This window comes from Candidatus Zixiibacteriota bacterium, assembly GCA_026397505.1.
Classification (GTDB): Bacteria; Zixibacteria; MSB-5A5; order GN15; family PGXB01; genus JAPLUR01.
In genome coordinates this window covers 20,096-42,490 of sequence record JAPLUR010000049.1, presented here as the reverse complement: position 1 = coordinate 42,490, position 22,395 = coordinate 20,096, and the positions used below count along the sequence as shown (strand labels likewise).

17 protein-coding genes and 1 pseudogene are annotated in these 22,395 nt (G+C 50.4%); 8 read left to right on the top strand and 10 right to left on the bottom strand.

Annotation, left to right across the window (positions count from 1 at the left end; genetic code table 11):
* Nucleotides 1–210: 210 nt before the first annotated feature.
* The 5 genes and pseudogenes from NT002_04195 to NT002_04175 all read right to left on the bottom strand — a co-directional run bounded on the left by NT002_04195 (nt 211) and on the right by NT002_04175 (nt 7,071).
* Nucleotides 211–651 carry a DcrB-related protein gene (locus NT002_04195; GenBank protein ID MCX6828464.1) on the bottom strand — a complete coding sequence of 147 codons (441 nt, stop codon included), beginning with the start codon at nt 649–651 and terminating at the stop codon, nt 211–213.
* A gap of 36 nt (nt 652–687) precedes the next feature.
* The gene (locus tag NT002_04190; GenBank protein MCX6828463.1) at nt 688–1,485 is read right to left on the bottom strand and encodes a hypothetical protein; all 798 of its coding nucleotides are present in this window, start codon (nt 1,483–1,485) and stop codon (nt 688–690) included.
* Nucleotides 1,486–1,543: 58 nt separating this feature from the next.
* The gene (locus NT002_04185) at nt 1,544–2,659 is read right to left on the bottom strand and encodes a PQQ-binding-like beta-propeller repeat protein (GenBank protein ID MCX6828462.1); all 1,116 of its coding nucleotides are present in this window, start codon (nt 2,657–2,659) and stop codon (nt 1,544–1,546) included.
* Nucleotides 2,660–2,672: 13 nt separating this feature from the next.
* Nucleotides 2,673–6,011, bottom strand: coding sequence for a hypothetical protein (locus NT002_04180; GenBank protein MCX6828461.1), 3,339 nt, complete (start codon nt 6,009–6,011; stop codon nt 2,673–2,675).
* Between the two features lie 766 nt (nt 6,012–6,777).
* Nucleotides 6,778–7,071 (bottom strand): annotated as a pseudogene (locus NT002_04175) (PAAR domain-containing protein).
* Nucleotides 7,072–7,240: 169 nt separating this feature from the next.
* On the opposite strand from NT002_04175, the gene NT002_04170 reads away from it, so the two are divergent.
* The 7 genes from NT002_04170 (at nt 7,241) to NT002_04140 (ending at nt 14,754) form a co-directional block, all read left to right on the top strand.
* On the top strand, nt 7,241–9,526 hold the full coding sequence (locus NT002_04170; GenBank protein ID MCX6828460.1) for a thiamine pyrophosphate-dependent enzyme: 2,286 nt from the start codon (nt 7,241–7,243) through the stop codon (nt 9,524–9,526).
* Between the two features lie 113 nt (nt 9,527–9,639).
* Nucleotides 9,640–9,987 (top strand): SH3 domain-containing protein, encoded by a 348-nt coding sequence (locus NT002_04165; protein ID MCX6828459.1) that lies wholly within the window; start codon nt 9,640–9,642, stop codon nt 9,985–9,987.
* A gap of 216 nt (nt 9,988–10,203) precedes the next feature.
* The gene (locus NT002_04160) at nt 10,204–11,142 is read left to right on the top strand and encodes an ATP-binding cassette domain-containing protein (protein ID MCX6828458.1); all 939 of its coding nucleotides are present in this window, start codon (nt 10,204–10,206) and stop codon (nt 11,140–11,142) included.
* Nucleotide 11,143: 1 nt separating this feature from the next.
* A complete protein-coding gene (locus tag NT002_04155; protein MCX6828457.1) occupies nt 11,144–11,854 on the top strand; it encodes an ABC transporter permease in 711 nt (236 codons plus the stop codon).
* Entirely contained in the window at nt 11,851–13,446 is a 1,596-nt protein-coding gene (locus tag NT002_04150) for a Gldg family protein (GenBank protein ID MCX6828456.1), read from the top strand. Before NT002_04155 ends, NT002_04150 begins: the two co-directional genes overlap by 4 nt.
* Nucleotides 13,443–14,372: a DUF4340 domain-containing protein gene (locus NT002_04145; protein ID MCX6828455.1), complete on the top strand. Its 930-nt coding sequence runs from the start codon at nt 13,443–13,445 to the stop codon at nt 14,370–14,372. Before NT002_04150 ends, NT002_04145 begins: the two co-directional genes overlap by 4 nt.
* 97 nt (nt 14,373–14,469) lie before the next feature.
* Nucleotides 14,470–14,754, top strand: a complete 285-nt coding sequence (locus NT002_04140; protein ID MCX6828454.1) for a GYD domain-containing protein — start codon at nt 14,470–14,472, stop codon at nt 14,752–14,754.
* A gap of 145 nt (nt 14,755–14,899) precedes the next feature.
* Here NT002_04140 and NT002_04135 read toward each other — a convergent pair whose 3' ends face one another.
* A complete protein-coding gene (locus tag NT002_04135) occupies nt 14,900–16,972 on the bottom strand; it encodes a hypothetical protein (protein MCX6828453.1) in 2,073 nt (690 codons plus the stop codon).
* Nucleotides 16,973–17,155: 183 nt separating this feature from the next.
* On the opposite strand from NT002_04135, the gene NT002_04130 reads away from it, so the two are divergent.
* Entirely contained in the window at nt 17,156–17,650 is a 495-nt protein-coding gene (locus NT002_04130; GenBank protein ID MCX6828452.1) for a DUF2250 domain-containing protein, read from the top strand.
* An 18-nt stretch (nt 17,651–17,668) separates the two neighbouring features.
* On the opposite strand, the gene kbl (NT002_04125) is transcribed toward NT002_04130, so the two are convergent.
* The 4 genes from kbl (NT002_04125) to acsA all read right to left on the bottom strand — a co-directional run bounded on the left by kbl (NT002_04125) (nt 17,669) and on the right by acsA (nt 22,337).
* The gene (kbl, locus tag NT002_04125; protein ID MCX6828451.1) at nt 17,669–18,931 is read right to left on the bottom strand and encodes a glycine C-acetyltransferase; all 1,263 of its coding nucleotides are present in this window, start codon (nt 18,929–18,931) and stop codon (nt 17,669–17,671) included.
* A 174-nt stretch (nt 18,932–19,105) separates the two neighbouring features.
* Nucleotides 19,106–20,353 (bottom strand): glycine C-acetyltransferase, encoded by a 1,248-nt coding sequence (kbl, locus tag NT002_04120; protein ID MCX6828450.1) that lies wholly within the window; start codon nt 20,351–20,353, stop codon nt 19,106–19,108.
* A 7-nt stretch (nt 20,354–20,360) separates the two neighbouring features.
* Complete coding sequence (locus tag NT002_04115) at nt 20,361–20,612, bottom strand: acyl carrier protein (GenBank protein ID MCX6828449.1); 252 nt, start codon at nt 20,610–20,612, stop codon at nt 20,361–20,363.
* A gap of 21 nt (nt 20,613–20,633) precedes the next feature.
* Nucleotides 20,634–22,337, bottom strand: coding sequence for an acetate--CoA ligase (gene acsA / locus NT002_04110; protein ID MCX6828448.1), 1,704 nt, complete (start codon nt 22,335–22,337; stop codon nt 20,634–20,636).
* Nucleotides 22,338–22,395 lie beyond the last annotated feature (58 nt).

The window sequence follows — 22,395 nt, the reverse complement described above, 5'->3', positions numbered from 1 at the left end:
GGCAACCCACAACCCGAGTTGCCTTTATCTGTGGAACAGAATAAATATACCATTTTTCAACATTTTGTCAAGGACATTTTTGTCCAATATTGCCGACCACCTGACATCATCAATGTCGATTGAATCCCCCAAAAGCCATGGAAATTGCCGCCAAAGATATGTATACGAAGGCAATGAAATTGACGACCGGCGCACAGACGCCGCCGCCGACTAGCCCAATGTTGCCGGAATCGTCGGCTTGAAACTGCTTATCATCCGCTCGACATCGACCCCAATCGTCTTCATCGATTGCTTGCTGAACGTCCCCGAAAATATATACCCCACCCGATCAATTATCATATAATAATGCCGCTGAAATAGTACTTTCCCATCCAGTGGAACCCACTTGCAGGCCATTTCAAACACCCGCATCCCGTTATCCAGCGTCCGCTCTTCTTCTTTCAGTATCTCCATCCCTTGAAGCGTATTCGCCATGACATCTATCCGGTCGCGGGCATAAAACTTAAGATTGTCGTCCTGAATCTTGCGGTCGATCGTCAGCGTCACCAAATGCTGGACGCCGTTCTCTTCCGGCCCCATGAAAGTATACGCCGTGCGGTCATCCCAGCCGTCGGGGAGCTCCATCGTAAATTGATTATTCATCTCTGCCATATATTATCACTTTCCCTTGGAAATATTTTCATCCGTCTATTTGTGCCCCAGACCATCCATTTCACCCCAGAGTTCCTCGAAATACTTCTTTCCCTCAAAATCGCCCGGGTAAGAGAACTGAAGTACAACCTTCCCCTCTATCGCCGCTCTCAAACCGCATATCGTATCACTCGGCAAGGCCGCCGGTATTCCCGGCTCCAGCGACCCATACGAGCGATTAAATACTTTCGATTCCTGCACTCTCTGCATAAAGACCCTAAATTGTTCAGGACTAATCGTTACTCTTCCCTTCCCGCCGGATCGCATAAAGAGAATCGTATCGCTCTTTACTATTAATTGTACTCCCGCATCCACCCCTGGCCCCTTTCGCGAAAGAGCCAGTAGGAATTCATTCGGCACATACGGCTCCCGGCTCCGCTGGTCGAACTTCTTGCCGAGCAGTACCAACAGGCTGTCCAGTGCTGCGCGCACAGATTTAATCAGCCGTTTTGAGGGATACGACCATTCCGTTACACTCTGGCTGTCAATAACCAATTTTAAGTGCTCGGTATAGTTTACATCGGCGGCCGTCGCCTCCAATTGCTCATCCTTAGGTTCAATGAGGGACTCAAAGTCAATTCCCTTTATGTAACTCCACAGCTCTTCAAAATCTTTCAGACCTATGAAAACCGAACTCGGGGTTCGGTCAAAGTCCGCGCCCGCGCGGCGCTGTGCATTTGCCCAGCGCGGGGTAATCTTCAGAGCTATATAATTGTGCTCTTTATAAAGCGATGCGCTTCCGGTGAATTCATATATTAGATTCTCCGGCACTTTATCCGCCTGTGAACATGACATTTTCGCTCCCGCAAAAAAAGATAACAAAATAATCGCCACGATTACGGTCATACCCCGTTTAATCGATAGCATAAAGTGTCTCCGGGCCGGCCAGATAAATTCTCCCGTTTTTATCAATCACGGGAGCCGAAACCGGCGGTTCATCGAGCTTTATGTCGAATAATATTTCTCCCGCTTCATTGAGATGGTACAGCGTGCCGCCGCTCGTCAGAAGAAGCGTCCCATCGGCCAGTGCCGTGCAGGCTCGCAGCGCGCTTTGAGCCAAGGCAAAACGCCAGAGAACCTTACCCTGACTCAGAGCGAGAAGATATTCCCGGGTCAGGATATGCGCGCACTTCGCGGAAAGTATCGGCGGCGCAATCGGCCAGAGCGGCGGCACCGCCGGATTATCAGCCGAGCTCCAACTCCAGATTTGGTTGCCGCCGAAATCGGTGACCATCAAATGCAGACCCTGTTCATCATGGCCCACCCAGTAGAGACTTCCCTCTGCACCGCAGCTGACCCAGGCGGTTCCCTTCTTGAAAGGCAAAGGAAACCGCGCCGCCGGCTCCGGCATAGGTACCGCTGCATCGATATCCAACACGATTGCCTCCCACGGAATCGTTGTCACGAGGCGGCGATGTTCGAACGAAACCAGCGGCACCAGCGGGCTCTGGCTTCGCTGAAACCCGCGGCACCAATCATAATCAAAACCTTTTCTAGGCGAATGAAACACGACAAAGGAGGCGGTTCCCATATCGGGCTGGCTGGCGTATTGCACCTGCGCGATCAAGCCTTTCTCAGTCGGTTCGAAAAGTACAATATATGAGCGGTTCCCCACATCAGGAATCAAGAAATTTTCCAGCCGAACGCTATTATTCAAATCGACCGCCTCCATTCGGTCTTTCTTGCCGGCCGTAGTATAATAAAGCATGCCGTCCTGAAGGGCCACCTGTGTACCATAGTATTTACGCCTTCGCCACAGTCGCCGCCCATCCGGGCTGAATGCAAATATCTCATTCATGCCGTCGATGATAACAATCTCGCCCGAACTCAGTACCAGACGCGCCTCGGCCTGCCCGCCGACCTCATCGATCGGCCTTATCCAGGCCAACTCACCCGCCGCGGCCGTGGACCCGCTGATATAACCGCTATGTCGCGAATCACCGAAATATTTCGTATATAAACCAGCCATTGATAATCTTCTCTTATAAATCACTCATGACAAAGCCATTATCCCCGCACTGTGTCTTGACCCACTCAACGATCGGCCCGAAATCGGTCTTGGTCAGATCATTGGTCCCCGAAACTTTGCCAAAGCAGTATCGAATAATACGTTGCATCAGCTGTTGGCCCTTGTCGGCGCCGGCTCCCCAGTCACACTCAATATCTTTCCCCGAAACAGTAACCGTGCTGCCAATTCGATAAGTCACCTCAATATTGAAATGGGAATCTCCCGGAGCTCCGCCCGTATATACTGAAAAGTGCGGCACAAAATGTACATAGATGTTCTTGAAATCATTATTATTGGTGCAGCATATTTTGAACTTATCCTGCAGCATTGCTTTCATCTGGTTGTTCAACTTCCCTGCCCAGGCTAACGAGCGATTGAAATCCCAGACATCAGGTGCCGCGGCATCGATAAACTTCAAAGCGAATCTTGTCTTTACCGCCAGAATTCCGTTGAAAACCGTCCCTGCCTTTAGTAGATGCGCTAATTCATCGTCTCCCAGCTTGTACAGCAGCATATCCGCCCGGATATCGGGATACATCTCATAATTCGACTCCTTCTTGCCGGGAAAAGAAACTTTTTTATAGCTGTCCGCCAATTCGAAATTATGGACAAATCCCGTCGCCCGAAAGGTCAATTTAAACTTCGTGTTGCGGAAGAAGGGGTTCAGTATTCCCCCGGCTTTCGCCGCATCGTGCAGCCAACAGACATATTTCCAGTAATTGCGGAGCCGCGGAGTACGGTTGCTGTTCATGCGGGATATCTTATCGCACGTATAAGGTCCGCCCTCGGCGGTGAAAGGTTGATCATACCGAGGCAAACCGCCCCAGGTATTAGTGCCATCCTCGAAATCATACAAGTAGTCATCCCAATTGCCGGTGGCGTGTCCAAATTCATGGTGATTGGTCAGCACGCAGTAAGTATTGCCATCGGTATCCTTGAAACTATTCATCGGATCGTTATTATCGAAATACTGTGGATCATCCTCATAGTCGCGACACCGCAGCTGTGATTCGTTGGGCCTCATCCAGGCGCCCGAGTCGGCGCCGCTTATCGCGAAATCCTGCACGATATTCACCATTGCTTTGTGCTGACCGCCTCTGGTATCATTCTTGGCTTCAGTGAAAAAAATGATGCGTATGACAATATCGCAATCGCCGCTGCTTTTCTCGACCAGATAGTTCTTATTCAGACGTTCCATCGCATTCTTCATCCCCTCTTTGCGATGATTGATAACATCATTGGCCGTCCCGGGATTTATAGTCACGACCGGATTGCCGGTATTCGGATCGATCTCGGTCACATTGTTAAGGGAAAAACGACAGGACCAGTGGATAAAAAGATATCCCAGCATTTTGCCGTCCAATTCATCACAGCGGTCGAAATAGTGCATGTCATAATTGCCGCAATTATCGAGAACATAGGTGTTTGTGAGATCGGAGGCGGTTCCCTCATTGACCGACTGCTTGGCCTGAAGCAGCGGATCCTCCAATACCGCGAGCCGCGCTCCCAGCACATGTCCCTTGGCAAAATCAAAACCCATGTCGGTGAAACCGGAACGCTTGGTATAGACATCATAAAAACCGTTGCAGAAATAGACAATCCGGGTATGACCGGGAACATCGGTTATCAGATTCTGCGGAAGAGCTCCCGTTGTGAAACTGCATTCATTGGCATCCTGTTTATATATCTTCAGCCGGCGCATATTCTTCTGCACCCCGTCAATATTCTCCATGGTGTCATGATCGATATGAAACAGCGTGTGGCGCGAGTCGGCGCTGAGAGGCTTCGCGGCGTCATTCTGATCCTTGTCACCGAGCGTCTGATTACGCGCCTGATCGACCAGAACAATATCATCAAGCGAGAACACGAGCGGCTCGTTGGCCGTCGTCAGATTACCGCCGTAAGGCTTGATCCCCTTAACCGATTTCATGACCACTTCGAACCGATCCCCTTTATCCATCGATCCGCTGTGGCGCGTCCAATAGTTCTTTGAGGACCATTGAGTCGGAAGATCGTAATACTTCATCCGCTCAACCGGTGTAAGAGCGTCAATCTGATCCGGGGTCATCGTGATCAAGACCGGATCGGTGCTTGCATCCGCCGTGTAAATATACTGATTGACCGTCTCGAACGTAAAATTCAATTCTTTGCGCGCCGGATTATCCTGTATTTTCAGCGTATAGATACCGCCGCTGAAAGATTTCTGCAGCTGCACCTCCTGATTGCCGTCCTCGAAAGCCCTTATCGTGACGCCGTCGGGAACATCCCGCCACTCATTACGGATACGGTTGAAATAAGCGAACTTGAGATGATACGGTACTATAGTCAGATCCTTCGGATCGATATAAACCGGGAAATAACTGCGGCGGTTCCATATAGGGCATTCCTCCGGCTTATGTACCGTGCTTCGGGGCGACGGGCAGAGGATTATCGGAACCTCGTCCTGGTCGAAGAAAAGAAACTCCACGCGCCGGTTCGACTGTGATTTATAGTTTGATTTATCGGCTTGGTCAATCGGGAACGATTCGCCGCAGGCGACATAAAGCGAAATCGGATCGGCAAACTGCAGAAGCGAGGTCCGTTTCCCCTCCAGTTCCGCCGGAGTCAGTTTAAGAGTACTACAGATGACATCGTTATATAAATAGAATACCGCCTGCCAAGCCTCTACCGGCCACCGCTTCTTGGAATCCTTAACTACACGCCCCGCCAGATCGGGCGGCAGCAGCGGCCGTTTGTTGGCCGGCGCATACTTGGTGTTGTAAAGAGAAAAGAAATTTTCCACCGCCCTCTTGGTCTTGGGTCCCCAGGTATTATCCAGCTTGCCGGGATCGCAATCCCAAGACTTGCTGACCGCGAAATATTGCATGATTTGCTGATAGTCTTCAATCTTCTGTTTCTCAAAAGATATGTCGGCCCACAGCTCCGGCTCGCCGATCAATAGATAAAGCACACCCTGCGCCCGAAGATCCGACAGCGTAAAATTATACAGCGGATCGCCGCTGGTATCGGTATGAGCCGCTATCAATAGCCTCTTGCGCGAATCTATCTCAAATTCCCTGAAAACCACGGCGATCACTTGAAGACCATTGATTCTCTCCTGATTGGCCTGGGCGCCCCCGCCCTGCGTCGAGCTCTGCCCCTGTGGACGATCCGGCATCATCACCGCGCTGTTGTGATGAAACAACACATCCTCCATCTCCAGTATCTCAATCTTTATCGGAACAAGGTTGAAAATGGTCTCTTGGCCGCTCAGAAGGCCCGCGCCGTTAATCAGCCTATTAAATGATTCTGTGATATTATCAGGTGGCGGCATATTCCTCAATATCCAATTACTTTATATCAAAGGCAACCTTGGGACGCCCCGGCGGAATATTCTTTTCCTTGGCATATCCGTTGGCGTCCAGTTTCCCTTTGCGAATCTCACCGTTTGGCAGGTGGACCCGATAACCTACATTCCCTATTGGCTTTCCATCCTTATCTTGAAGTTTTATTTCAAGGAAATCCTTGAGCTTGAGAAGATTCGAGCGAGCCAACAGATTCCCGGCCTTGACCATAAAATAAAATGACGGCGATGAATATTTCTTCTGTTTGCTTTTGTCATCACAGACTTCCAGATAACTCTTGTCAACCTCAAAAACCCACGTCGCTTCGATCTTATCATTATCAACCTTCGATTCCAGCGTGGCTAAAGAACGATCGGCAAAATTCGTATCTTTGATAAAAATCTCAAACGTCCCCTTTTCGCCATTGTCGATATTTGAGGTATCAGCGGTTAATTTTATCTTATCGCCCACTTCCGCGCTGGTCGTTGACCACTTGGCATTGGTAATCGCTTTAAGGGTGATTTCGTAGCTGCCCTGCTCAACCCCATCCTGATATATCTGCCCCGTCAGCGTCCCTTTTTCCACCCTGCCATTCGGCCCCTTAATCGAATATTCGACTCCATAAATAGGCTTTCCCCCTTTGTCGACAAACTTGACATCAAGAAAATGCTTTTCTTTCGGCTTCGTCGCCGCCGCCTGACCCGCGGCCGCTTTGCCGCCGCCACCAGCCGCGCCGCCGCCCCCACCGCCGCCTTCACCTATGAGAACGGTGAAACAGCCGACAATAATGCTGTCCGGTGGGCCGGAGCAGGTGCACATATCACCCACCCTCGCCGCTGGTTGCCCGCCGATAAGAACCATCGGGCTTCCTTTCACTATCGCCATCCCAACATGCGGCGGCGGAGGCGTCCCGGGGTTGACCATCGGGCAGACATGCATATCACCCAGGCGCGCCGCCGGCATCCCGCCGATAAGAACCATAGGCGCCCCGGCCATAATCACGCCGCCATGAGCCGTGCTGTCACCCTGTCTGGCCGCCGGTTGTCCCATAAAGCACCTCCGAAACGGTTTAGCACAAAATAACCATTGATTATACTAAAGAAATGACTATCAATATCTTGTGTCAATAAGAATTTTTCTGTCCGCCCAATATAGACTTCTTCATAATCGTATGGTAAATTGACACATCTTCTTAATTTAAGGCAATTGGAGGTTTGTTTTGGCCTTTTATGAAATAAAAGAGTGGATCAAAGACCTGAAATTTTCCGCGAAAGAGATTTCCTCTCTTGAAGAATATGGCGGACTCGACCGCGATACCCTGCGCAAGATGTATTATACAATGGTGCTGGCGAGACGCATTGAACAGGAAGAAAAAATCCTCCTGCGCAAAGGGGTCTGCAAATTCTTCATCGGCTGCGGCGGCAAGGAATTGGTCGATGTCATTGCAGCACAGGCGCTTAAGCCCGATGATCCCTTTATCGGCTACTACCGCAACAAGGCCTTCGACCTCTATCGCGGCGTCAGCATCAGACAGAAAATCCTCGAGGCAATCGGCGATCCCCGCTCGGAATCGACCGGAGGGATGCTGCAGCCGGCCCACTCTTCCTATCCTGAACTCGGCATCATGCCTCAGGCCTCTCCCACCGGCTCGCACGCCATGGAAGCGGCCGGACTGGGTGATGCCATTAAGAATCCTCTTCCGATAAGAGGCGATATCAGCGGCCTTCCCGGCGGACGATTCAAGAAAGATTCTGTCGTTTTCTGTGCTATCGGTGAGGGCGCCACTTCCTCTCCCGAATTCGGCCGGGCTGTTTTCTACTCCACATTCGCCGGCACCCCCAATATTTTCGGCATTTACAACTGCGGCTGGGCCATCGCCACCAGCGTCCATGAACAGTTCCCCGATGGCAACCCTACTTCCTGTTATATAGGAATGCAAAAATATGGACTCAAAATTGAGGATTTCGATGGCACCGATATTAAAGAGTCGATTCTCAAATTCCGCGCGATGACCGAATATGTCCGTTCCGGTAAAGGACCGGCTATTGCCAATATCAGAGTTGTACGTATGGAGTCCCATTCCGGCTCGGATGACCAGGCCCATTACATGGAGCCGTCGGAGCGCGAATATCATATCGAAAACGACCCTCTGAGAAAAGTCGCGCGGACTTTTATAGAAGACGGCTTATTCACCCCTGAGGAACTGCTCGCCATTTTTGATGATATTGATAACGAGGTCCGCAAAGTCTCGACCGAGACCGTGGCCGATCTGCGCCCCAAAACCGCCGCTGATGTCCTGACCAAAGTCTATAGCTACCAAAAAGAAACGGCACAGGAAAAATGGAATAAATTGATTTCCGATAAAGGATCGATTCGCCGCGATAAATATATAGAATTCCACCGGAAAGGCTTTTTTGATACCGACACTCTCCCCGAAAACCAGCCGCCGATGACCATGCGCAAGGCGATCAATTATTCTCTCTTTGATCTCTTTCTCTTGTCTGATGATACCCTGCTCTTTGGCGAGGATGTCGCCGATTTCCCCATTGAGACTTTCGACAAAGGGCCCGAGGTCACCGATAAGCTTAAAGGGAAAGGTGGTGTCTTCCTCGTCACCCAGGACCTTCAGCGAGCTTTTGGCCCTAAACGGGTTTTCAACACTCCCCTTGATGAGGCCGGCATCCTCGGACGCGCCGTCGGACATGCCTTTCAGGGGCGCATTCCGTTTCCGGAAATCCAGTTTATCGATTACATGAGCCCCGGCTACCAGCAACTGAAAGATCGCATTGCCACCGCCTATCAGCGTTCCAACGCCCGGGTGCGGGTTCCTATGATTATCCGCACTTCTTACGGCGGCTATAAACAGGGAGCCGGCGCGATGTGGCATTCCGAGGCCAACCTCGGCGCTTTTATTAATATCCCCGGCCTGCATGTGGCCATCCCCTCCAATGCCGCCGATGCCGCCGCTCTGCTCCGCACCGCCTTCGTTTGCGGCGATCCGGTGCTTTTCTGTGAGGCGGTCGCGCTCTACAACCGCCGCGATTGGGAGGGATATAATATTCTCGCCAAATACCCGCCACTCGAAAAATTTCTCCCCTTCGGTCAGGCACGAATCTATAATCCCGAGGCAAAAGACCTGGCGATCATCAGCTATGGCATCACCCTTCCGATGTCTCTTCGCGCGGCGGAAATATTATCTCAAAATGGCCTTAATTGCCGGGTAATCGACTTGTGCACGGTCAAGCCGATCGACTGGGAGACAATCGGCGAGGCGGTAAAAGAATGCGCCCGCGTTCTGATTGTCTCTGAAGACCGCTTTCATGGCGGCGTGGGGCCGACCATATCCGCCTATATCGCCGACCATCTGTTTGATTATCTTGATGCTCCCGTGCGGCTTCTGACCGCTCAGGATTGCCGCGTGGCATACGGCCTTGATGGCGATTCCATCTGCTTGCCGCAGACCGAAAATGTTGTTAAAGTTGCAAAGGAATTGGCGCTTTATTAAGTTGACGCGGGTGGTAACCCGCCGGAATATATATGTAGATTTTTGGTAGGACAGGAGCCGGAGGCACGCCGCCAGGCGGCCAACAGTGCTCCTGCCAAAAAGGATACACAATTATGGAACAAAAAACCTGTAAAGTCATTAAAGCTCACATCAACACCTTCCCCGATCCTCTTAAAATCAAGATCGGCCAGTCACTCACTATTATTCCAAAAGAGAGCGAATACCCCGGATGGATCTGGTGTGTCGACCGCGATGGGAAAGATGGCTGGGTGCCCGCAAGCTATGTCAAACAATATGGCGATTACGGCATTGCCCTGTTCGACTACGATGCTACCGAATTATCGGTGCAGATCGGCGAGGAATTGACCATTCTCAAAGAAGAATCCGGCTGGTTATGGTGTCGCCGGCAGACCGGCAAGCTCGGCTGGGTGCCAAAAGAGAATTTGCAGATCGCAGAGTAATTCCTTTTGGGTCTGAAGATCAGGACTGCCATGCGGCGCAGTGGCCGAAAACGCAGGCGATAATATGCCCGGACTTCAGAGCCGGGAAAAAGGGCCAAAAATTTTTGGAACCTGCCCGCAACTCTCTGGTAAAATGAGTTTTAAAGGATATTGACAATTACGAGGAAATCCGCTTTTTTAGCGGCTGATAAATAAACCTGATAATAGATAGAGAATATGATTTCAGTCCGAAATCTTACCAAGTATTATGGACCGACTCTGGCGGTCAATAACGTCTCCTTTGAAGTCGAGAAAGGAACTGTCGTCGGTTTTCTCGGCCCCAATGGCGCCGGCAAGACCACGACCGTCAGGATCATCACCTGCTATCTCTCCCCTACCTCCGGGACCGTGCTGGTGGATAACCATGATATCCTTACCGACTCGCTGGAGGTCCGCAAGAAAATCGGGTATCTTCCCGAAAACGCCCCCCTTTATTTCGACATGAACGTGGTCGACTTCCTCAAGTTCATGCAGGGGATGCGAGCCGGGTCAGCAGCGGCCAATGGCGAAGGCATCAAGTCAGTCATGGAAAAATGCGGACTCGAGGAAGTTGCCCACAAAAATATCGGTGAACTCTCGAAAGGGTATCGCCAGCGGGTCGGCCTGGCGCAGGCGCTGGTTCACAATCCGGAAATTCTGGTTCTGGATGAACCGACCGTTGGCCTCGACCCCAATCAGATTATCGAAATCAGAAATCTGATCAGAGAGCTGGGAAAAGAGAAAACTATCATCCTCTGCTCGCATATCCTTCCCGAGGTTGAGGCCACCTGTAACCGGGTCCTGATCATAAATGAAGGTCAGATTGTGGCCGATGGTACCCCCTCGGAACTCCAGGCCTCTTTTGAAGGCAAAGGAAAGATCTTCCTTCAGATCAAGAATAATCTGCAGACTTTCACCGAAAGAGTCGTGCAGATCTCCGGTGTGGAAAGAATGGTTTCGGGCAGCCGCCTCAATGATAACCTCCTGCAAATCGAGATCGAAACGGTAAAAGGAGCCGACCCCCGCGAGGATATTTTCAACCTCTGCAAAGACAGCGGCTCGGTTCTGCTTGAATTGAAACGTGAGGAGACCTCGCTTGAGGATGTCTTCCGTAAACTGACCGGGAAGGAGGATTGAAATGCATCAGGTACTCGTCTTGGCCAAAAAAGAATTTCGCTCATATTTCGATTCCCCGGTGGCCTATGTCGTTATTACCCTGTTCCTGCTGATCGCCGGCTGGCAATTCTCCACATCCCTGTTCCTGAGCAATTCCCCCGACTTGCGCACCCTGTTCAGCATTATCAGATTCATCCTCCTTTTCTTCATCCCGGCGGTATCGATGCGCCTCATATCCGAAGAACGCAGGCTGGGGACAATCGAATTGCTGATGACTCTGCCGGTCAAGGAATGGCAGCTGGTGATGGGGAAATTCCTTTCCGCCTATCTATTGATAATAGTCACCCTCTTTCTGACCATTATTCATTATATGACCATAGCGTTGCTCGGGCGCCCCGACCTGGGCGCCACCGTCGGCGGCTATATCGGTCTTGTCCTCATCGTCGGTTTCTACCTTTCCATTGGAATTTTCACTTCCAGCCTGAGTCAGAACCAGATCATCTCTTTCATTTTGTCTTTTGTCATAATCTTCGCCTTTTATATCCTCGACAAAATCGTCTTCTTCTTTCCCGGTTTCCTGGCCACAGTCCTTGAATACCTCTCCACCGATTACCATTTCAACAACATCGCCCGTGGTGTTCTCGACAGTCGGGATGTCATATACTATCTGTCAATGATGTTTTTATTCCTCTTCTTAACCGTGCAAACTCTTGAAAGCAGGAAGTGGAAATGAAAGCGAAAATAATAAAGACCAAGTCCAGCGCCACCGTTCTGATCGCCATCGTGGCCGCCATACTGCTGATAATAAATCTGATTTCTCTGAATATTTTCAGCCGGGCCGACCTGACCGACAACAATATTTATTCCCTTTCCCCGGTTTCAAAAGAACTGGCGGGCAGCCTTAATGACCGCCTCAATGTCAAAGCCTTCATAACCGATGACCTTCCCGCTCCTCATAATAATCATGCCCGATACCTGAAAGATATTCTTGATGATTATCGGGCCTATTCTCACGGCTACCTGCATTACGAATTTATCGATCCGCTCAAAACCGATAAGGAACAAGAGGCCGAGGGTTACCGCATCCCTCCCCTTCAGTTCAATGTCTTTCGGAATGATAAGACCGAATTCATAAAAGGCTACAAAGGGGTCGCCATACTATATGGCGACAAGCAGGAAATCATCCCTTTCATAGAAAATACTGATAACCTTGAGTATGACCTCTCGCAGGCCATAAAGAAACTCACATCGACGAAAACCTCGACTGTTGCTTTTACGACCGGTCACGGCGAGCCGGAGATGTCTAGAGGGCTGCAGTGGGCTTCCCAGCTTCTTCAAAGAGAATATGGCGTGCAGTTCCTTGACTTAAACAACCTGCACACAATCCCTCCTCAGATTGATGTCCTCTTTGTTGTCTCCCCCAGATCACCTTTCAGTGAGTGGGAGAAATATCTCATCGACCAGTTCCTCATGCGCGGTGGCCGGGCCGCTTTTCTGCTCGACAAATTTAATATCGATATCGCCAAGGCTCAGGTCACTCCCATCGATAACGGTTTGGACAGCCTTCTCAATTTCTACGGCGTCGGCCTCAGAGATAAATTGGTTATCGATGTCCAGTGCAATATGGTCCCGGTGATGCGCAGCATGGGCCAGTACCAGATGCAGAGCGTCGTCAAATACCCCTTCTATATCGCCATCTCCAACTTCAATCAGGAAAATCCGGCCGTCAAGGAATTCAAATCGCTGAATATGATTTTTGCCAGTCCTGTTGATCTATCATTTCCCATCGTTTCCGGGAGGAATCGCGCCCCCCTTTTTACTACTTCCGAGCAATCGGGAGCCCTCGGCGCCCCCATTGACATATCGCCGGAACGGCAGTATCAGCAAACCGACTTTTTGATTCCGCAGCAACCTCTGGCCGCCTTTTTAAGCGGGAGCTTTGTCAGTTATTACAAGGACCGCAGTGTACCGGCCTATTTCGGCACCGACACCGTCGCCGCCACTCCCACCCCGGCCGGAATCGATTCCACCGGCGATGCCCGCGTAATCGTCATCGGCAATGGTCTTTTTGCCCAGGATGACAACAAAAGAAATGAGGCCGCATTCGCCCTTCTTCTAAATATCGCCGATTGGCTGACACAGGACAGAGGCCTGATCTCCATTCGCTCCAAACAGGTGGGAGCGCCGGTCCTGAAAGAGACCTCTGATGCTGCCAAGAAAATGGTCAAATATGTCAATATGTTTGTCATGCCCCTTATCGTCATTGTCTTTGGTTTGATTCGCTGGCAACTCAAGAGATCTGTCAGACGGAGGATGGCATCATGAAACGAGTGCTCATTCCGGCCATTATTTTGATAATCATTCTGGCCCTTTGGTACGTGCAGAACAAGATGGAGTCACGGCAGATGTCGGCCAAAACCATCGATAATTTCCTTGCCCTCAATCCGGCCGAGATAAATAAGGTTCTTGTCAGAACCGCACGCGACACCCTGACTTTTACTCTGGAGAATGGCCGATGGATGCTGCAGGGACGAGTGCCCCGTCTTACCGACAGTATGGCGGTCGAAAACACGATCTCAACCGCCGTTGGTATCAAAGTTGGCAGCGTCATCTCCGAAAACCCTGATCGCCAAAAGGATTTCATGGTTGACACCGTCTCCGGCAATCTGATCCAGTTTTATAGCGGTGACCGCCTCCTCAACTCCATTTTTGTCGGGAAAATGACTCCCGATTATACCCATACCTATCTGCGAAAACCGGGCTCAAACGAGGTTTTTGAGGGCGAGGGAATGCTGACTTACGTTTTCAGCCGCGCCCGCAATCAATGGCTTGATCGTTCCATATTTGCCTTCAATCCCGGAAGTATCAGGCAGATCGAACTGGAATATCCGGATAAAGCCTACCGGCTCAATTTCTCCGGGTCAAAATGGTATATCGCCAAGCAACCTTACCGCGACAGTGTTCAGGCCGATAGCCTTAAAGTGGCTTCTTACCTCGCTCGCATCAGTAATATTAATGGCAGCGATTTTGCCGATATTACCGACACCGGCAAGGTCAATTTTGACCGGATTTCTCTTTCGTTGAAAATTACCCCGGAGGGTGAGACCATCCCTCATGTCGTCGATTTCGCCGATACCATTCCAGATGCCAGTCGCTTCTATTGCCGCGTCCCCGGCCGGGAAGACACCCTTGTGGTTTATAGAAGCACTTATGAAAGCATAAGGAAAGCATTCGCCGATTTTCTCCCCTGATGAGGATAAGGGGTTCTTCCGGCTTTCTGATTTTATTTGATTGTTCGCCGCAAAACAACTATTTTCTTGCTATGATCTCTAAGAAGGAGGAATGATTATGGCTACCTTCATCATGGCTATGACAATCAATCCCAGCGCAAAGAAGCTTCATGCCGATTTGTCAAATCAGGTCAATGACTCGCTGGAAATCTTCACTCTGAATAATGTCAAAGTCACCCACCTTTATGCGACTCTGGGAAGATATGATTATCTGGCCATTTTTGATGCTGTCGATCAGACTTTGGCTTTCCGGGTTGCCTCGGCAATCAACAGTAAGGGTATCCTTGAAACCGAAACCTGGCCGGTCATTTCATATGAGGATTTCCTGAAACTGCTTCCCTGAACCGCAGCTTCTCATCTGTGCTCTCAGCATCACTTTGGGCGATCATCTTGGAAAAAGAGATGCTGTCCGACAATTCTATCTCGCGAAGCCTGTAAAATCGGGTTTTTCGACGATAGATTGTTAAACTCTGGGTTTGAATTGGAGCCTACCGGGTCGCCTCATCCGCCTGCTTCCTGGCCAGAGCAATGTCCTCTCCCAGGTATGGATTCAAATCAAGAGCCCGGTTGAACAGCCGCTCGGACTCCGCCAGCATGGCGGCATCATGATTTGTACGGTACAGCTTATAACAGTACACCGCCTTGTCAAACCAAAGTGCAAAATCATCCGGGTAATATTCGAGCAATCTATCGCAAATCGCCAGACCTTCCTTGAACCGGGCCGCCCGAAAATATGCCCCGGCCAGTGTCGATAGACCCGATTTGCTGTGCGGATATACCGTCAGAAAGCGGTTTAAATATATTCCCACACTATCCAACTGGTTTCGGGCATAATAGTATGCCCCAATTTCGAAATCGGAGGGTCGATACGCCCGCCCGTATTTCTTCAAAATCAAATCATCCAGTTTGAGCACTCTTATTCCGATATCCCTTACCCGGTAACGCCCCACCTCAATAACATTCTTGCTCTGTGGATAATCCTTCACCGCCGCGCCCCAGTTGGTGACATCCAGTGCCAGGTGCGTAATCGGGAACTGCTGCAAGAGTGCCGGTTCTTTCCGGGCCAGACCGAACATATAAATGAACGACTTGAGCTTATTATCAATCGTGAGCGCCTGAGCATATGGCCCTATAATGACCGCCTCCGGATTGACAATCTGCGCCAGGTCTTCACCGGTTCTCTTCAGGTCATAAGTTCCTTTATCAAACCAATTGAAAATCAAATATGATTGACTCAACACATAAAGAACGATCAGAACCGTCAAAATTATCTGTTTCTGCTGCATTACCTTCATAAAAGCCTTTCGCAACCAATAAAGAACACCGGTCAGAACCGCCGCCGGAGCCAGTACATACCAGACAGTCTTGTAAGGGGCTTCTGGATTGAGACTCGCCGCAAATACTGTCTGGGTGCAAAAATACCAGCAGACCAGGAAGAAAATAAGAATATGCCATAGCCCCGGTTTCTTCTTCTCTGCCCCCTTTCCCGGAGTAAGTAATACCGCCGAAATAATCCCCGAAAGCGGCGGCAATAGAAACAACTGATACCTCAACGGACGATAGTTGAACAACATTAGAAGCAGGCATCCGGCGGCCAGCCAGCCGATATTGAAGGCCAGCATCCGGTCGTTTTTCAATATTTCGGCGGAGATCTTCGGCCTAAAGACAAGCATTGCCGCCGTCGCGAAAAAAAGCAGAAGCAGAAACGGCGCAAAATGAAATAAGCGCGACTGCCCTGCAAATGTCATCACCCATTCAATAAACTTGATCGGTGAGGTGAAAGCAATCGGCGCTCCATACATCCCCACCGTCTGCTCGCTCAAATAATCATAGACCCGCCCGAAATCCTTACCGTATAAAATCAAAATAAACAGCAGCGCCGATAGAAACGCCGACCCCAGGACAATCCCGAACCGCCGGACAAAACTCCGCCGATCATCGCTCCAGATTACCAGCGCCGGAGGAGCAATCATGACCACACCGAACATCTTGCCGGAAAGGGCGCTTAGTGCAACCAGGACGCCGGAGACGATCAACACCCAGGTCCGGGGATAGTATCTGATAAACAGAAAAAACATAAGCCCGCAGATAAATATCAATCCGTTCTCCAGAAAAGGATAACGGCCGTACACCAGCAGTGTCATGTTGGTGAAAAGCAGCGTTCCGGATATCAGCGCCGCCCGACGCGAATATTTCCACATCCCGGCCGTAAATAACATCAGCCCCCCCAGATTCAATAATATTGCCGAAAGGTTGGCTGTCACCCTGGAGACACCAAAAAACAAGAACACTATGTATGAAAATCCCGAAACCAGCGAATTGCGAAAGACTTCCCACCGATGATAGTCAAACAGATTCCAATCGCCAAAAAGAATCGCATTGCGGGCGGCAAACGTGTATTGGTAGGGGTCGGTCAGAAGGTCCTGCCCGGTGGCGGTGAAAAAAAGAGGCGGATCAATGCCAATGCGAAAGAAACGTACGATAATCCCCGCCGCCATAACAAGCAAGGCGGCGATATAGCCATTCCTGGGAATTATGTCGTCTTGGGTATGGTCGGTCATATTTGGCTTATCGCAATATGATTATCTCAATTGATGGAAGATATTTAAATCGATCGAAAATGTCAAAATTATTTCCGCCGCGTCAGCTCTTTCCAGCCTTGAAATCCTTGGTACAACACGCTATATTGATAATATCAGTGCCGAAATTGCGATTTAAAGGATTATGCCGGTTATGAGACATCAATGAAGCTTAGAGAAAGCTACATCCTCGCCAATTGCTGTCGCCCCGGGACGGATGATGCCATCGTCGGGTACTACAGCCATGACAATTTCATCAAAGTCCACAAATTTGGCCGCGGCAATCTGGACAAAGCTGAAAAGGAAAGGCTGGTCAAATTGGAATGGCCTGATATAACGGCCGTTGACGCTTTCACCCCGGGTCCGGATTATGCTCTTCTGGATGACCTCGACTTCCGGATCCTTAATCACCATCGGCAACTCGGCATCGACTATTCCCTGATGGTGGCGGCGACACTTCAAATACACCGGGAAACCGTTTTTGAAAGACATTCCCGGCTTTTGGAAATGGGTCTATTACAGCGGGTTTCTGCGGTAATGGTGCAATACCGCAGGAATATTGTCAAAGGGAAATGGATAAAGCACCGCAACCACACCTATTATGATTTGACCGAAAAAGGGAGCAAATATCTGGATCACTATCTGAAAAGCAGGCCCTGAGCCCCTATATATCCCGCTCTAAATAACCTTATACTTCTTCCCCACTTTGGCGAAAGCCGCGATCGCCCGGTCCAGATGCTCCTTTGTATGCGCGGCGGAAATCTGCACCCTGATACGCGATTGGCCTTTGGGCACCACCGGGAAGAAGAATCCGACAACATAAATCCCCTCGGCATACAGATCCCTGGAAATATCGCGCGCCAGTTGAATATCATTACCGAACTTCTGGAAAAGCACCGGCACGATCGGATGCTCGCCCGGTACAATATCAAAGCCGAGACGGCTCATCTCGGCCCGGAAATAGATGGTATTCTCCGTCAGCTTCTCTCTTAATTCCCCCTCCCGCTCAAGCAGCTCAAAAGCTGCTATCCCGGCCGCAACCACCACCGGCGGAACGGAATTCGAGAAAATGTACGGCCGTGATTTCTGACGCAGGATTTCAATTATTTCGCGGCGCCCCGCGGTAAAGCCACCCGTGGCGCCCCCCATCGCCTTGCCCAGTGTGGATGTGATTATATCAACTTTCCCAAAGACATCATGATACTCTATTGAGCCTCTTCCTGTCTTGCCCACAATACCGGTGGCATGAGAATCATCAACCATCACCAGAGCGCAGTAATATGACGCCAGGTTGGTAATCTCTTTGAGTTTGGCGATGTCGCCGTCCATCGAAAATACCCCATCGGTGGCGATCAGGATGTTCCTGACCGGCACCGGCTCCTTGTCCAGGCCGGGACTCTCCCACACATCAATCCCCTCGCGCGCTTTTTTGAGCACCGCTTCCAGAGAATTCATATCGGCATGATCATAAATAAACCGTTTCGCCTTGCAGAGACGGATCCCGTCAATTATGCTCGCATGGTTGAGCGAATCGGTGATAATGGCATCCTCCGGCCCCAGAAGCGATTCGAAAAGTCCGCCGTTGGCGTCGAAACATGAGGAGTACAAAATGGCCTCCTCGGTGCGATAAAACTCCGCAATCTTCCGCTCCAATTCCTTATGCAAATCCTGTGTCCCGCAGATAAACCTTACCGAGGAAAGACCGTAACCGTATTTGTCCAGCGCCTTATGCGCCGCTTCGACGATGCGCGGGTGATTGGCCAGCCCCAGGTAGTTATTGGCGCAGAAATTCAGCACCTCCCGAGGCTCGGCGCCGGCGGGAAACGAAACCATGATATTCGGCTTCTGGTCGGATAGAATAATCCTTTCCTCCTTCAGAAGCCCGGCATCCCGTATTTTAATCAATTCCTGATTCAAATCATATTTCACTCTTTGATACATATCATCTCCTTAACTTCCCTCAAATTTAATTCACATTTCGTCCGTAGCAAAGAACTAATTAAATGCATAAACCGGCCCCAATTGCTTTCTATCATTAATTCACCGCAATAGTATCAAATAAAAACCGGCGGGTCACACGACGACGCCGGTAACTGGTTGATTGTGTTGCGATGTTTACATCCCGAACCGGTCGATAATATCCTGTTTCGTCTTATGCAATATATCAAACTTCTTTCCCACCTTGGTGAAAGCCGCCAGCGCCTTCTCCAGATGGTGCATCTCGTGCGCCGCCGAAAGCTGCGTGCGGATTCGTGCCTGCCCTTTGGGTACCACCGGGAAGAAGAATCCCACTGCATAAATCCCCTCATCATATAAAGCCATGGCAACATCCTGGGACAACTTGGCGTTGAACAACATCACCGGAACAATCGGCGTCTCCCCTTCCTTTATAATCAATCCCGCCTCGGTCAGCCCTTTCCGCCAGAAAATCGTATTCCGCTCCAGTTTGTCGCGCCGCTCGGTGGTGCGGCTGATAATATCGAGTACGGCATTCGCGCCTGAAACCACCACCGGAGGGATAGTATTCGAAAATAGATACGGCCTTGCCTTCTGCCGGCATATTTCCACAATCTCTCTTCTCCCCGAGACACAGCCGCCCGAAGCCCCGCCCAGCGCCTTGCCCAGCGTCGTCGTGATAATATCGATCTTGCCGACCACGCCGCAATGCTCATGAGTCCCTCTTCCCGTCTTTCCGATAAAACCCGAGGCATGCGAATCATCGACAAATACCATGGCGCCGTATTTCTCCGCCAGTGCCACAATCTGATCCAGCTTGGCCAGATCGCCGTCCATCGAAAACGCTCCGTCGGTGATAATCAATTTTATCCGCATCTTCTGATGCAACTGCAGCTTCTCCTCCAGATGCGCCATATCGGAGTGCTTGAAAGTATCCGTCTGCGCCTTGCAAAGCCTCATCCCGTCCACAATCGAGGCGTGCACGAGACGATCGGCAATCATCACATCCTGATCGGTCAGGACCGCTTCGAACACCCCCGCGTTGGCATCCATGCAGGAAGGAAAGAGAATGGTATCTTCCGTTCCCAGGAATTTCGTCAGCTTCCCTTCCAGTTCCTTGTGAATATCCTGCGTCCCGCAGATGAAACGCACCGAGGACATCCCGTATCCGCGACGGTCCAGCCCCTTGTGGGCCGCATCGATCACCTCCGGATGCGATGAAAGACCGAGATAATTGTTGGCGCACATGTTGATTACATGCTTCATGGCCGCGCCCACCGGAAATTCCACTTCAATCTCCGAACTCTGCGGCGCACAGATTATCCTTTCCTCTTTGAATATCCCCCCTTGACGAATATTCTCCAATTCCGTCCTGAAAATATCTCTGACACTGTCTTGAAAGGCCATATTTCACCTACTGCACGTTGAAATCTTTTAGAAGTGCATAAATATTATCCACCGTATCAAATGCCTCGGGAGTCGCTTTGGCATCCGGTATCTGAATGTTGTAATTATTCTCCAGAAACCGCTTCAGCGAAACCATGGAAAAGGAATCGACGATACCGCCCGAGATGAGCGGCGTGCTGAATGTTATCTCGCGGTCATCTCCTTCTTCGAGATATTCGTTCTTTACATAAGTTAAAACGATTTTTTTGACGTCCGACATATCTATCTCCTTGGTACAGTTTTAATCGTTCTCCAGCGTCGAAATGTCGCCGATTTCCTCGCCCCATTCCTGGGCCCGCAATACCCGTCGCATAATCTTCCCACTTCTGGTTTTCGGAAGCGAGGCGACAAATTCAATTTCCTGCGGCATGGCCAGCGGCGAGAGTTTCTTGCGGATAAAATTCATTATCTCCAGATCCAGCGACTTGGACGGCTCAAAGCCGGGCTTGAGAGCGATAAAAGCTTTGACTACTTCCATATTGACCGGATCCGGTTTTCCCACCACTGCTGACTCCGCCACCGCCTCATGCTCCAGAAGAGCCGACTCTATTTCAAACGGCCCGACCAGGTGCCCGGCCGTATTTATGACATCATCATCACGTCCCACAAACCAGAAATACCCCTCCTCATCGATACTCGCTCTGTCCCCGCAAATGTACCATCCCTTTTTGAATTTGCTCTTATAGGTCACTTCATTGTTCCAGTACGTCCGGAGCATCGAGGGCCAGCCCGGTTTGAGGGCAATCAATCCCACCACACCCGCTTTCTTTATCGGTTCATGAGTGTTCAAATCGACCACCGTGGCGGTGATACCCGGAAATGCCTTTCCCATCGAACCCGGTTTTACCTTCATCCCGGGATAGTTGGAAATTACTATGGAACCCGTCTCCGTTTGCCAGTACGTATCATAGAAAGGAATACCGAACACCTTTTTCGACCAGTGCACCGCCTCGGCGTTGAGCGGTTCGCCGACCGAGCAAAGATGGCGCAGTGACGAAAGATCATGCTTCCGCACCAGTTCATCCCCTTCCTTCATCAGCGACCGTATCGCCGTCGGCGCCGAATACCAAACCGTGATTTTGTACTTTTCTATGAACTTATACCAGCTTTCCGCCTTGAAACCGCTGTCGAGCACGCATTGTGTGACACCATTGACCCAGGGGCCGATAATGCCGTAGGAGGTGCCGGTCACCCAGCCGGGATCCGCTGTGCACCAGTACAGGTCATCATCTTTCAAATCCAGTACATACTTGGTCGTGATATACTGGGAAATAAGGGAGTAATGGACATGCTGCGCGCCTTTCGGCTTGCCGGTGGTGCCGGATGTATAGTGCAGCACCGAAGGAGTCTCACCCTTTGAAGGAAAAATATCGAACTTATCGATCCGCTCTTCCTTTTCCATGAAGAACGCAATTTCCTTTTCCCGCAACGGCTTGCTTCCGTCATCATCAATAACCAGAATATGTCTCAGATATGGCATCTGCGGTACAATATTGCGCACCTTGGCGAGATGCTTCTTCTGAGTGATAATGGCCGCCGTCTGAGCATCTTCCAGACGAGTGATAAGTGATTCGGAACCGAAAGCCGAATAGAGTGGTTGCGCGATACCGCCCATTTTCAATATCCCTAAGAATCCCAGATACAATTCGGGCACCCGATCCATAAACAGGCAGATTCGCTCTCCGCTCTGAAGGTCCAGCTCTTTCAGGTAATGGGCGATCGTATTGGTGAGAACCCGCAAATCGTCGAAAGTGTACTTCTTGACCGTCCCATCATACCCTTCCCAAATGAAAGCCAACTTGTCCTTCTTCCCCATCCGGCAGATCCGGTCGGTGCAATACTCGCCGATATTGATTATATCCCCCGGTTTGTACCCGAGCTCTTTCTCGGATACCTCCCATGTAAAGTCCTTTACTCTTTCCTCATAACTACCCAGATTATACATGATGCTTCTACCTCTTTGGTTGATCCACTCTATAAGCGAAAATCAAATATTCATAACT